Consider the following 11745-nt stretch of genomic DNA (forward strand, 5'->3'; position numbering starts at 1 on the left):
ACCAGAACTACTGGGAAAGCGACTACGCCAACTACGACGGCGCCTTCCGAGACGGAAGCAAACCCCAATCCGCACAAGCCTTCAAACAGGCCTTCGCCAGCGGCACCGCCGCTGCGGGCTTCAGCGCCAACGGGCCGGTCGGCGTCATGGTCGCGACCGAGGACGCGGCGAACGTCGCCCGGCTCTACCACGCGGTCCTCGACCGCGCCCCGGATCCGGCCGGAGAGGCCACCTTCGTCGCCGCGCTCCAGCACGGCGCCACGCTGAGCCAGGTGGCCGGGGCAATGCTGGGCTCGGCCGAGTACGGCACGGCGCACCCGAACCCCTCCGCGGCGGCCTTCCTCGACGGGCTCTATCTCGGAGCGCTCGGGCGCCACCCGGACCAGGTCGGCCTGCAGGCCTGGCAGGCGGCGCTCAGCGCCGGCAGCACGCGCGCGGACGTCGCCAGCGCCATCGCGCAGAGCCGGGAGGCGCAAACCCACCTCTTCGCGCAGGTGGAGGCGGGCGATGCCGCCGGCGTCGCCCGCCTCTATCAGGCCGTGCTCGACCGGTCGCCGGACGCGGCCGGCGAGATCTACTTCACCCGCGCCGTCCAGAACGGCGCGGGCCTGAACCAGGTGGCGGCCGCGCTCCTCGGCTCGGGCGAGTTCGCGGCGACGCGCGGCGCCCCGAACGACGCGGCCTATCTGGACGGACTCTACCGGAGCGCCCTCGGCCGGCACGCCGAGGCGGCCGGCCTGCAGGGCTGGCAGGACGCGCTCTCGCACGGAGCGACGCGCGCCGACGTGGCGGTGGCGATCGCCCAGAGCGCGGAGGCGCAAGCGCATCTCGCCGCGCAGGTGCAGGCGGCCTGGAGCCTGTTCTGAAGCCTGGGCGGCGCGGATCGGCCCGCGCCGTCAGGTCTGCCGAAGCTGGCGCCGGGCGCGCACGGCCCCGAGCAGGGCGGGATGGGGTCCGAGCCGCTCCGGCGCGGCCGGCCCGGCCCGGGGCGGCGCCGCGGGCCCGTCCTCGATGATCTCGACAGTGATCCGGCGCGGCCCGCGGGCCGCGGCGGGCCGGGCCGGCCCCGCCAGGAGCGACAGGCCCGCGAAGATCGCGAGGCAGGCGAGGCCGATCGCCACCGCGCCCCAGCGCGGGGCCGGCTCGATCATCATCACGACGAGGCCGCCGAACGCGAAGGCCGCAGCGAGGGGCTTCGCACCGAAAGAGTCTGAGCGCATGGCCCCTGTCTCGCGCCAAATCCTGACGGTTCGCCGAACCGGATCGCTCGATTTTTCGCGATGCCGCGGCCGGCGGGATGCGCGGGCGCCTGCGGGGCGCGGCGGGCCGGGCCGTTGGTTGCGCGTGACCCGGCCCACCGGGCCGGACCGCTGCTGGGGGCACTCGCGGCCCGGCGCCGAACCCTAGCAGGTCCCGCTCCATCCGGGGCACTTCGTCCGCGACCGGACCGCGTCGCGCCGCGCGCGAGCGGCGGGCAGCCCCTCAGCAGCCCGAGCAGATCGAGCCGGTCGCCCTCCGCACCCGGGCATCGAAGCGCCGGTCTCGCGCCTGCTGCTCCCGCTCCGCGTCCCGCGAGCGCTGCTCCACCGCGCGCAGTCGCGGCCCGGCCGGGTCCACCGTGCCGGGCGGCCGCTCGTCCGGATGCGGTCTCGGCTTGGCCGATGCGGGCATCGCGAGGACGAGCAGCAATCCGAGTGCAGTCATCGCGGAACGCATCGATTTCCCCCGGTCACGATCACGATCTCCATAATCGAGCGAGGGTGGATTTGGTTTCCGAGAATCGAGCCGCAGGTGTTCGAGAATTCCGGGCCGATGAATTCCGATACTTCTACAGTTTTGTTGCAACATAACTTGGTTTAGTCAGCAATTATGCTTTCAAGAAGAGATCATCTCAGGTTACGGCATGAAAGGAGAAGGCATAGAATTCGATCTTCGGCATTCCGTCATGGCGAGCGCGCCGACCCGCGAGGCCGCCTGCAGCCGGCGCGCGGTCCGCGGCCGGCGCTGATCCCGCGGGCACGATGCCACGGCCGGCAGGCCGGCGCCGCGCCCTGCCCTACTTCGCAGATCCTCAGGACGATCGGACATCTCGCGAGGATCGCATGTGGTATCTCTACGGCTTCGTGCTGCTGGCCGGCATCGCCAACGCGATCCAGCCCGGCATGAACGGGACGCTCGCCAAGGGCCTGCCGCAGCCCCTCGCCGCCGGCCTCGTCGTCGGAGCCGCGACGGCGCTGACGATCCTGGCGGCCGGCCTCGTCTCGGGACGGCTCGCCTGGCCGAGCCAGGCGCAGGTCGCGCAGGTGCCGTGGTGGGCCTGGTGCGGGGGCGTCCTCGGCGGGGGCATCGTCGCCACGCAACTCCTGATCGCCCGCCAGATCGGCGCGGCCCCGTTCCTCGGCCTCCTGGTGACGGCGGGCGTCGTCACCTCGATCGCGCTCGATCATTTCGGCTGGGTCGGGTTCGCCGAGCACCCGGCCAACCTCCGGCGGATCCTCGGAGCGCTCCTGATGATCGCCGGCGTCGCGCTGGTGGCCGCCTTCTGACGACGCGCACTCTGCAACCCTCAGCGGCGCCGTTCGTTGTCTGCCCTCATGCCGGTCTGGTCCGGCCAGGAGACACCATGACGAAGCTTGCCATTATCAGCGCCGCCGGCGCCCTCACGCTGGCCATCGCGGGCCCCGCTCTGGCCCAGGCCACCGCCCCGGCCCGCCAGCCGGGCACGACCGGAACCGTCGTCCAGGGTCAGCCGAACACCACCGGCAATGACGCCAATGTCGTGATCTCGCGCGGCGCGACCGGCGCCGGCACGGCGACCACGAATTCGGCGGCCGGCGGCAATGCGGGCCAGCCCGAGCGGGCCGTCCCGCAGGGCAGCGCCAACGGCGGCAGCCGCTGAGGCATCGTCCTCATCGCCACGGGGATCCGGCGCCGCGGGGATCCGGGGTCCGCGGGGATCCGGCCCCGCGGAGATCCGGACCTTTGACGACGCCCCCCGCCCTCCGGCTAAGATCCGGCAGGCGCACCCTCCGGCGGCCGGTTGGACGGAGCAGGTCCGGATGAACGACACGGTCGGCGCCTTCTGCCAGCATGGGCTCGTCGCGCGCCAGGATCGCGAGACCGGCCCGCTGGCCGGGCTGAGCTTCGGGCTCAAGGACCTGATCGACCTCGCGGGCGTGCCGACCGGCGCCGGCAGTCCGGACTGGCTCGCCACGCACGCCGTGCCCGCCACCACGGCGCCGGTGGCCGAGACGCTCCTGGCGGCCGGCGCCTGCCTCCTCGGCAAGACGCAGATGGACGAGCTCGCCTGGAGCCTGAACGGGGAGAACGCCCATTACGGCACGCCCGTGAACGTCGCGGCGCCGGGCCGCATCCCGGGCGGCTCCTCCTCGGGCTCGGCAGCCGCGACGGCCGCCCGCCTCGTCGACTTCGCGATCGGTACCGACACGGGCGGCTCGGTGCGGCTGCCCGCCTCCTATTGCGGCCTGTTCGGCCTGCGGCCGACCCACGGCCGCATCTCCCTCGCGGGCATCGTCCCGCTGGCCCCGAGCTACGACACGGTCGGGTGGTTCGCCCGCGACCCCGCGCTCCTGGCGCGGGTCGGGCGGGTGCTCCTGGGCGCCGGCGCGCCGCGGGCCCGGCCGCGCCGGCTGCGCATCGCCCGCGACCTGTTCGAGCGGGCTGGGCCTGCCGTGGCCGACGCCCTGGCGGAACCCCTGGCGCGGCTCGCTCGAAGCTTCGAGGCGACCGAGCCCGTCACGGTGGCGGGCGAGGCGGCGCCCGCCTGGCGCGACGCCTTCCGGCTCATCCAGTCGAGCGAGGCCTGGGCCGCGCACGGAGCCTGGATCGAGCGGGCGAGGCCCCGGTTCGGGCCGGGCGTGCGCGAGCGCTTCGAGGCCGCGAGCCGCCTCGATGCCGGCGCGGTGGCGGCGGCCCGCAGCCTGCGCCGGGAGATCGCCGCGCAGCTCCGCGCCCTCCTGCCGGACGACACGCTCCTCGTCCTGCCGAGCGCACCCGGCATCGCGCCGCGTCGCGCCACACCCGATGCCGAGCTCGACCTGTTCCGCGCGCGGGCCCTCGAACTGCTCTGCCCGGCAGGACATGCCGGCCTGCCGCAGATCTCCCTGCCGCTCGCGCGCCTCGACGGCTGCCCGCTCGGGCTCTCGGTCATCGCCGGCCCGGGGCGGGACGAGACCCTTCTCGACCTCGCGACGGCGATCCCGGAGGCCTGAACGGCGCGGCTCAGTAACCCTTCCAGAGACCCGGCGTCGCGAGTTCGAGCAGGTGCCCGTCCGGATCGCGGAAGTAGAGGCTGGCGCCCCCGCGCGGCCAACGGGTGCGGCCCTCGATGTCCACGGACGCCGCGCCGAGCTGGCGTTCCCAGTCCGCCAGCGCGTCGGCGTCGATCGCGAAGGCCACGTGGGCCGGGCCCTGCCCGTCATGGGGCGGGATGGTGCCGCCCGGCGTCTCGATCGGCTGAAGCGAGCCGCCGCGAGGGAACAGCAGCAGCACGCCGCGTCCCCCGACGTCGTAGGCCCGCATGCGGAAGTCGCTGTGGATGCAGGTGAGGCCGAGCGTCCCGCGGTAGAAGCCGTCGGCCCGGTCGAGATCGTCGACGTACAGGACCGTCTCCAGCACGCTGTTCAGGCTCGGCATGGAACGCTCCTCCCTCCGGGAGAGCAGCACCCGGGGGCCGGCCGCGGGCGCGCGGCGTCACGGCCGGGATCCGTCAGGGCGCGTCGCAGCCGATGCAGATGTCCCGCACCACGCGCTCGCGCATCCGTCCCGTGAGCTGCCCGGGCAGGCGGCCGGCCGGGGGCGGCGCGGCCTCGGCCCGCGACGGGGACGGCCGCGCCGGGGCCGGCCGCTCGGGCGGGGGTGGCGGCGCGCCGGCCGGCAGGCGCGGCAGCGTCAGCGCCATGCCTTGGACAGCGCCTTGGACAACACCCCGGGCGGGCCCCTCGGCGGCGGAGCCCGGGATCGCGCAGGAGATGAGCAGGGCGCCGAGAACCGGGATTCGGGCAGGCATGGGCGCGTCTCACCGCAGGCATCCTTCCGCGGACCAACGCCGGGTCGGCGGCGCGGTTCGAGGCCGGCGCGCGAGAGCGCCATAGCGGACGGCCGCGCTCGAGGGACGTGCGTCGGCCGGGCCGGAGGCGACGAGCCGGGAGGGCTTTCGCGCGCAGCCTCGCCGGGGCCGGGCGCCGCGGCGGACGCGAAGACGGGCGGCGACGGGCACCCTGCCCGCCCCGCCCGCATGGCGCGCCGCCCGGTGTTGAGACGGTGAAAGTGCGGTGCGCGGCGCCTGCCTAGCGCCGGCATGGTTAACGAAATCCTACCCGAAATCCTCCGCCCGGCCTCTCGCCTCCCCGTCGGCTTCCGTGCGATGCCTTGACCTGCCGCGGGCGCCGACGCCTCAATGCGGCCGGAGGGAGATGCCGATGCCGCTGCGACCCTACACGTTCGGCGATCCGCACATCGACAAGGCGACGTCGGAGCATATCCGCTTCCCGATGACGGACGGGCAGCAGGTGATCGCCGGCCGCGTCCCGATCGATGCCCTGGTGGGCCGCTTCGGCGAGGCGGATTCCGACCCGCTGACGCTCTTCCTGCACAACCGGCGCCTGATCGAGGACGCCGCGAGCGAGAAGTTCGACCGGGAGGGCGCGCCGGACAACCTCGTCGACCTCTATGCCGAGGATTTCGGCCCGGCCTGAGCGACGGCCGCCGGAATTCCTGCGGTTTGCCTCGAATCCGACCGATCGCCGAAACCGGATGATCAGGCGGCCCGGCTCAGGCTCGGGGCTTCGGGAGGGCCGAGCCAGCCATGACGAGCATCGCCTCGATCACCCAGGTGGGCATCCTGCGCGCCAGCGCGTTGCAGCAATCCGTCCGCAACGACCTCGCCCGCCGGCACGACGACGAGACGCGCACGGTCACGGTCGAGACCGCGCGCCCCGTCGACCCCGCGACCCGGATCCGGGCCGGGTCGGACGTGCTGCGCAGCGTGCCCCTGACCGAGCGGCGCCTGATCGACATCAAGGTCTGAGGCAGCGCAGGCTGCGGCACCGCCGCGCGACGCTGGGGCTGCGCGCCAGAACCCCGGGGACCGGCTGACGCGGGCGGGCGGCGGGCTTATGCTCGGCCCCCGCAGCAGCATCCGGAGCCGGGAATGACGCCATCGCAGGCCGAGACGATCGCCGCAGCCGACAACGCGACGCTCGCCATCGTGAGCACGCTGATCTCCTTCCTCGAGAAGCAGGGCGTGATCGGACGGGAGGATTTCGCCGCCTTCCTGACCGCGGCGGTCGAGGGCTGGCGCTCCGAGGGCGCGGACGAGAAGTTCCTGCGCCTCGTCGACCTCAAGGTGCGCGCTCTCGCGGTCGCGCTCCCGCCCTCCGTACAGAACTGAACCGGACGGTCCGGCGCCCGGCCCGCGGAGGCGTTCCCTACAATTTGAGCGAGCGCCGGAACGGGACCTTCAAGCGCCGCGTGGTTCCTGGGACCACGGGGCAGTGGAGACGAGAGGTCCGATGCAGGATCGTCGAGCAGAAGCGCGTCATCGCGTGAACGAAGTCGGCTCCGTCGCGATCGACGAGCACACCACGATCCCGTGCCTGATCTTCGACCAGTCGGGCATCGGCGTGCGCCTGACCCTGGTCGATGCCTCCCTCGTGCCGGACACCTTCGTGCTGATGGCGGACCATCTCGGCGAGGCCCGCATCTGCACCGCCGCCTGGCGGACCGCGGAAGAGATCGGCGCCTTCTTCGGCCGGCCGGCCGAGCGGCCGGGTTTCACGGCATAGGGGCGCTGCCCGCCGAAGCGGCCTCCGGTCCGGTGCGGGCCGCGGCGCAAGGCCGGGCATCGCCTTCGCGGGTCCGGGACGGCACCGGCGGATCGTGACCGCCGTCACAGCCTTCGGCGCTCCTCTCGGGCGACAACGTCACGGCGCCCCGCGACGAGCCGCACCGGTGATCGGCCGGGCGCGCGAAGGACGCGACCGATGCTGGCCGACCCCGCTCCGAAGACCGCCCCGCTCGCGAAGGCGCGACGCGCCGTCGCGGCCCTGATCGGCCTCGTTGGCCTGCTCCCGTCCGGACCTGTCGGCCCGGCCCGGGCCGAGACCATCGGCTACCGCCTCGAGGTCGTCGCCTGCCGGGGCGATGCCTGCCGGCCGCTCCCCGCCGGCCGGCCCGACCGGTCCGTGGGACTCTACACCTGCCAGAGCCGCGCCGCGACGCTGCAGCAGCTCGCGGACGGGCTCGCGCTGAAGCGGCCCGGCGGCCCCTGGACCGTCCGGGTGCGGTGCGCGGCGGTCACGGGGCTGGCGAGCGCCTGAGAATCGCCGAAGCCCGCGATCGCCGAAATCCGCGATCGCGAAGCGGTCACCCGGACGTCGTACGAGCGGGTCCTTCAATTGACCAGGCAGAAGCCGGCGCCCGACCCGACGATCCGGTCCGCCGGGCACCAGGGCGCGGCGTCGGCCACCGCGGCGACCGGGACCGCCGCCGGCCGCGGGCCCCGTTCGTCCAGCGCGCCGGCAGGCTTGTCCGAGCCGCCGGCAGGCTTGTCCGAGCCGCCGGCAGGCACGGAGGAGCCGCCGGCGGGCGCGGACGAGCCGCGCAGGGCGAGCGGCACGGCCTGAGCCGCGGGCGCCGGCTCGCCCTCGAGCCGGGCACGGGAGGTGGCGACGCCCGGATGGAGCGTGGCGCTGGGCCGGGCGAGCCGGAGCGACCGCCCGCCTCGGGCCTCGGCCTCGGGCGGATGGCCCATGAGCGCCAGGGCCGCGATGCCGATTCCCAGGATTGTCCTCATGGTCGTCTCCCGAGCCGCGTCCTGCCGGGGTTCCGGCTCGACCCCCGTCGATCGCCGCGAGGATAGCGGGCGTCCCTTAACGCGACGCGTGCGCGATCCCCACAATCCGCGCCATCGCGGCGGCGGCACGGGCGCGCCGGGCGGGTTCCGGGGCCGCCCCGCTCTCGCCCTCGGCCCGCCGGGCCCAGCCGGATCGGGCCGCGCAGGAGGCGGCCCGCAAGATGGTTGACCGCCGCGGGCATTCAGCCTATCTCGTGCGCTCCCGAGCGACGGGCCACGGACGAGAGCGCCCGCGGAGAGATCGCCGGGGAAAAACCGCGCTGGCTCAGCAGGTTCGGTGGGGGATAGTTTAACGGTAGAACGGTGGACTCTGACTCCTCTAGTCCTGGTTCGAATCCAGGTCCCCCAGCCATCGCTTTAAGCCTGCTAGGTTAATGACTTAGCGGGTTTTTTAGTGTCCTCCCCTGCTCCATTCGGGCTTGCAACACGCCACAATACGACCCGTGATTTTACAATGGGTTACGACAGGGCGTCGGCGGCTCCGTGCAACACGGATGCAACACGCTTCGGCACCAAATCACCGCCATCCCATCAGCACGACTAAGGCAGATGAGCGATCGGCTAACCCAGGATGGTGAGCGTGGTGACATTCATCTGTTCCCGGCATTCAGGTGCCTGCAACTCGGCATGCCACGTTGAGGCGCTGGGGCTAGATGGCCTCGCAGACCTGCCGCGAAGCCAGCGTTGCAGCCCTGGCTTTAACGGTCGGCTGAACCTCGCCGCATCAGATCGTGGACGTCATCATTCATAAAGCAAGTCTCACACTTGCCGAGCACACATCACAGCACCATAGACATTCGCGAACCGCACTTACTGGAAGATCGGAATGCCTGGAGAAGCTCAGGAACATAACACAAATTTCATCGAAGTTGCCGGTGACATCGTCTCAGCCTACGTGTCCAAGAACTCCGTTCCTGCGACGGAGTTACCGGCTCTGATCGCCAGGGTTCATGCGGCACTGGTCGGCCTGAGCCAGCCTCAGCTCCAGACTGAGGAGAAGGCCGAGAAACCGACGCCTTCGCAAATCAAGAGGTCCATCACGCCGGACGGGCTGACCAGCTTCATTGATGGCAAGCCCTACAAGACGCTGAAGCGTCATCTCGGGAGCCATGGGCTTGACCCCCACACATATCGCCAGCGCTTCGGCCTGCCGGCCGACTACCCGATGGTGGCTGCCGGCTACGCCGCTCAGCGCTCGGAACTCGCCAAGGCGATCGGCCTCGGCCGCGGGGGCATGATTGCTGCTGAGACCGCGGAGAAAGAGGCCGAGTCTGCTTCTAAGGCTCCGAGCCTCGCGGCCGGCGAAAGGGCTCCTGACGCCATTCAACGCGCGGGAGCGCCAAGCCAAGACGAGACCGGATCGATGACATAGCTGAGGACCGAGGCTGCCCATGCGCGCGCGCGCGAGGTGAGTGTCCGGTCTGCGCGCCGGGCAGCCTCGTTCTCGGCGGCTCGGGAGGCCATGACTGCGGCAACGTAGGCGTCCTCGCCAGCCTTGCAGGCGGCGAGGGCTGTACGCTCCGCTGCTCGCGTGCTGACGCTTTCAGGCCGGCCCGAGAAGGCGTTGCGGACGCAGCGATGCCACTCGTGCTGCAGAGCCGCGAGATCGGCGGTCGGCGCCTCGGCAGCCGAGGCCATCCGCGTCACGCAAAGTGTCATCAGGAGGAAGACCAGCTGCGTCGTTCGCATGGCCGCGGTATCGCAAATCTGTGCCGTTACCGGCAATGGCAGCCCAGTCACACAAGCCGCACGGACTGCGTCCGGTGCATCGCTTTCACCCCCATGCGTCGGGGCCTCGGCGCTGTGCGCAAGCCATGACGCTCCAGCGCGTTGGCAGCAGCGAGACCGGCCGGAACCGAGGAGCGATGCGCCAATTGGCTCTTGAGGAGGGGATCGCATGGCCAATCCCGGCTCACCTGATCAGGACCCGACCGAAATCGATCCGATCGGTCCGATTTCTCCGGCGTCGCCTGATGAGCCTCCCGCCGCCTCGCCCGACTTGGCCGAGCCTCCGCTCGATATCAACGCCGGCGTTCCGGAGCCGCTGAAGAGCGACATCATCCCGGGCGAGCGGCCTGCCGACATGCCGCCGCCGGATAAGTGACGCCTCGGCCGCTCAGGTGGCTGGAGTTCGCGTCGCCATGCCTCGTGAGAGCCTGAGAGCGCCGCATGCCTGCCCGCTCCGCGCCAGAGGAGCTTCAGTGACACTCACACCGGCTTCGTAGCGCGAGCGCGAACGTGGCGTGGATCTCGGGTGAAAACGTCCCGTTGCCTCTCCGGCAGCCGCCGGCGGCTCGCCCAAACAGGAGAGGAAACCATGCAAGACGACAAGCAGAAGCCGTCTGAGGTCGATGCGCAGCCGGATGCGGGCTCTACCAAGCCGCAGCCCGTAGAGCCCGGCCAAGCGCCCAAGCACTCCGAGGTCGATGCCCAGCCGGACAAGCCGGTGCCCAGCGATCGCGACGCTCAGTAGCGCCGGGAGGGGCAACGAGGTCCTTTCCAGCGCGATCCCCTTCGGCCGTTTCAAGGGCAGCTTTGCCGTGCCATCATCGCCGAAAAGGCAGAACGACGATGGCGCAAGGGCTTCAAGGCGTCGGGATTGCGTTCGGCTGTACCGCGGCCGCGCTAATGCTCACGGGCGTCGCTGCCGCGCAGGAGGTCAAGCGAACTGAACTCGGGCGCTCGCCCGTCTCCGGCGTCGAGGACAAGGAGATCGTCGTACAGCTCGTCGAGATCCCGCCGGGCGCAACCTCCCGCAGGCACTTTCACAACGGCGAGGAGGTCTTCTACGTCCTCGAGGGTGGCACAGCGCAGGTGCCCGGCACGGAGGCGAAGGAGCGTCCTGTCGGCGAGCATGGCATCAACCGGCGCGAGGTGCCGCACGCCGGATACACCGTCGTCGGGGACAAGCCGATCAAGATCCTCTCGGTGTACATCGTCGACAAGGGCAAGCCGCTGCAGGTGCCTGTTCCGTAGCGACACGCATACGAGTCAGCGCGCCTGGAAAGATAGGAGGCCAGCGAGACCTGCACGGCGCAAGCCGGGGCGGGGTCATCGCGCGTCGCGAGCCTACCGGCGCTTGATGCTGAAGGTGACGTAATCTCCCCGTACGAAGCACTCGACCTTCAATGAGCCGCTCGACGCCTGAGCGATCTCTCCTGCCCTGCTGGCACTTTTCCGGATGCACTGAAGCATCACCGAGGCCGCGGCATTCTCGGGCACGCCGTATGCCGCCTCGGTTGTTCGAGCGGTGAGCTGAGCGAACCGGCTGATTGTACCGCCTGTTTCGATACTCCCAGCCACGTCGATCAGCCGCCCATCACGGCAGCTCACCGACAGGTTGGTCGCACAGGGTGCTGCAGCTTGAAGGCTGGGCCGATCCGTGTTCGGACAGTCGCCCCCACCTCATCGACGATGCGTTTCGCCACGGCGTCGCACTCGTCGGCGTGAACCGGCGCGAGGACGATAATCAGAGGCAGGGCGAGGAGGGCAGCGTGGAGCATGGCCGCATGCATAATACTCAAGGCTTGATAGTCGATGAAGGTGAAATGCCTCCGGAGATGGCGACGCTTCAATCGGCTACGCGGCCGGCGCGAAAGGGTGTTGCTCGAGGGCGCTGTACGGTCGGTTTGGAAGCTGTCCGAGCGACATTCCGATCTGAGTAGCAGAACCCCATATCTAATCTGAGGAGGAAAGCGCGTGGCCTATTTCTATCAGACCGGATCCGGCCTAATGCACGAAGACGCGTGGGAAAATGATACGTGTCCTTCACTACGGCCTGTTCGGCCTTGAACGTGTTCCGTTTGCGGGCGTTTTGCTCCTCCTGACTGGGAGGAGCGATGCTGGACGACGTGGAATGGAGAAAGCTG

At 71.1% G+C, this 11745-nt stretch carries 19 protein-coding genes and 1 tRNA gene; 14 read left to right on the forward strand and 6 right to left on the reverse strand.

What is annotated here, in order from left to right; all coding sequences use genetic code 11:
- The coding region (locus WDW90_RS31135; protein ID WP_336491415.1) for a DUF4214 domain-containing protein at positions 1–866 on the forward strand (866 nt) is incomplete at its 5' end.
- Between the two features lie 30 nt (positions 867–896).
- On the opposite strand, the gene WDW90_RS31140 is transcribed toward WDW90_RS31135, so the two are convergent.
- Together WDW90_RS31140 and WDW90_RS31145 are read right to left on the reverse strand one after the other, a co-directional pair.
- Positions 897–1220: a hypothetical protein gene (locus WDW90_RS31140; protein ID WP_336491417.1), complete on the reverse strand. Its 324-nt coding sequence runs from the start codon at positions 1218–1220 to the stop codon at positions 897–899.
- 262 nt (positions 1221–1482) lie between these two features.
- Entirely contained in the window at positions 1483–1704 is a 222-nt protein-coding gene (locus WDW90_RS31145) for a hypothetical protein (protein ID WP_336491419.1), read from the reverse strand.
- Positions 1705–2102: 398 nt separating this feature from the next.
- Here WDW90_RS31145 and WDW90_RS31150 point away from each other — a divergent pair, with 398 nt between their 5' ends.
- From WDW90_RS31150 to WDW90_RS31160, 3 genes are all read left to right on the forward strand, one after another.
- Positions 2103–2546, forward strand: a complete 444-nt coding sequence (locus tag WDW90_RS31150; protein WP_336491421.1) for a DMT family transporter — start codon at positions 2103–2105, stop codon at positions 2544–2546.
- Between the two features lie 77 nt (positions 2547–2623).
- Positions 2624–2899 carry a hypothetical protein gene (locus WDW90_RS31155; protein WP_336491422.1) on the forward strand — a complete coding sequence of 92 codons (276 nt, stop codon included), beginning with the start codon at positions 2624–2626 and terminating at the stop codon, positions 2897–2899.
- Between the two features lie 160 nt (positions 2900–3059).
- Positions 3060–4232 carry an amidase gene (locus WDW90_RS31160; RefSeq protein ID WP_336491423.1) on the forward strand — a complete coding sequence of 391 codons (1173 nt, stop codon included), beginning with the start codon at positions 3060–3062 and terminating at the stop codon, positions 4230–4232.
- 10 nt (positions 4233–4242) lie between these two features.
- Here WDW90_RS31160 and WDW90_RS31165 read toward each other — a convergent pair whose 3' ends face one another.
- Positions 4243–4656 carry a VOC family protein gene (locus tag WDW90_RS31165; RefSeq protein WP_336491425.1) on the reverse strand — a complete coding sequence of 138 codons (414 nt, stop codon included), beginning with the start codon at positions 4654–4656 and terminating at the stop codon, positions 4243–4245.
- Positions 4657–4729: 73 nt separating this feature from the next.
- Complete coding sequence (locus WDW90_RS31170) at positions 4730–5029, reverse strand: hypothetical protein (protein ID WP_336491426.1); 300 nt, start codon at positions 5027–5029, stop codon at positions 4730–4732.
- 412 nt (positions 5030–5441) lie between these two features.
- On the opposite strand from WDW90_RS31170, the gene WDW90_RS31175 reads away from it, so the two are divergent.
- From WDW90_RS31175 to WDW90_RS31195, 5 genes are all read left to right on the forward strand, one after another.
- Positions 5442–5717 carry a DUF1488 family protein gene (locus WDW90_RS31175; protein ID WP_336491427.1) on the forward strand — a complete coding sequence of 92 codons (276 nt, stop codon included), beginning with the start codon at positions 5442–5444 and terminating at the stop codon, positions 5715–5717.
- 110 nt (positions 5718–5827) lie between these two features.
- On the forward strand, positions 5828–6049 hold the full coding sequence (locus WDW90_RS31180) for a hypothetical protein (protein ID WP_336491428.1): 222 nt from the start codon (positions 5828–5830) through the stop codon (positions 6047–6049).
- A 123-nt stretch (positions 6050–6172) separates the two neighbouring features.
- On the forward strand, positions 6173–6412 hold the full coding sequence (locus WDW90_RS31185; protein WP_336491429.1) for a hypothetical protein: 240 nt from the start codon (positions 6173–6175) through the stop codon (positions 6410–6412).
- A 154-nt stretch (positions 6413–6566) separates the two neighbouring features.
- A complete protein-coding gene (locus WDW90_RS31190) occupies positions 6567–6806 on the forward strand; it encodes a PilZ domain-containing protein (protein WP_336491431.1) in 240 nt (79 codons plus the stop codon).
- Positions 6807–7004: 198 nt separating this feature from the next.
- Positions 7005–7340: a hypothetical protein gene (locus WDW90_RS31195; protein WP_336491433.1), complete on the forward strand. Its 336-nt coding sequence runs from the start codon at positions 7005–7007 to the stop codon at positions 7338–7340.
- 74 nt (positions 7341–7414) lie between these two features.
- Here the strand turns inward: WDW90_RS31195 and WDW90_RS31200 are convergent, their stop codons facing one another.
- The gene (locus WDW90_RS31200) at positions 7415–7816 is read right to left on the reverse strand and encodes a hypothetical protein (protein WP_336491434.1); all 402 of its coding nucleotides are present in this window, start codon (positions 7814–7816) and stop codon (positions 7415–7417) included.
- A 338-nt stretch (positions 7817–8154) separates the two neighbouring features.
- Here WDW90_RS31200 and WDW90_RS31205 point away from each other — a divergent pair.
- Both WDW90_RS31205 and WDW90_RS31210 read left to right on the forward strand, forming a co-directional pair.
- Positions 8155–8228, forward strand: a tRNA-Gln gene (locus WDW90_RS31205).
- A 474-nt stretch (positions 8229–8702) separates the two neighbouring features.
- Entirely contained in the window at positions 8703–9248 is a 546-nt protein-coding gene (locus WDW90_RS31210; protein ID WP_336491435.1) for a Ros/MucR family transcriptional regulator, read from the forward strand.
- Here WDW90_RS31210 and WDW90_RS31215 read toward each other — a convergent pair.
- Positions 9200–9565: a hypothetical protein gene (locus WDW90_RS31215; RefSeq protein ID WP_336491436.1), complete on the reverse strand. Its 366-nt coding sequence runs from the start codon at positions 9563–9565 to the stop codon at positions 9200–9202. The two genes, WDW90_RS31210 and WDW90_RS31215, sit on opposite strands and share 49 nt — an antisense overlap.
- A gap of 208 nt (positions 9566–9773) precedes the next feature.
- Between WDW90_RS31215 and WDW90_RS31220 the strand changes: the two genes are divergently transcribed.
- The 3 genes from WDW90_RS31220 to WDW90_RS31230 all read left to right on the forward strand — a co-directional run bounded on the left by WDW90_RS31220 (position 9774) and on the right by WDW90_RS31230 (position 10852).
- Positions 9774–9980, forward strand: a complete 207-nt coding sequence (locus WDW90_RS31220) for a hypothetical protein (RefSeq protein ID WP_336491438.1) — start codon at positions 9774–9776, stop codon at positions 9978–9980.
- A 213-nt stretch (positions 9981–10193) separates the two neighbouring features.
- Positions 10194–10349, forward strand: coding sequence for a hypothetical protein (locus WDW90_RS31225; RefSeq protein WP_336491439.1), 156 nt, complete (start codon positions 10194–10196; stop codon positions 10347–10349).
- A 155-nt stretch (positions 10350–10504) separates the two neighbouring features.
- Entirely contained in the window at positions 10505–10852 is a 348-nt protein-coding gene (locus WDW90_RS31230) for a cupin domain-containing protein (RefSeq protein ID WP_336491441.1), read from the forward strand.
- Positions 10853–11745 lie beyond the last annotated feature (893 nt).

This window comes from Methylobacterium nigriterrae (assembly GCF_037106235.1).
Lineage (GTDB): Bacteria > Pseudomonadota > Alphaproteobacteria > Rhizobiales > Beijerinckiaceae > Methylobacterium > Methylobacterium nigriterrae.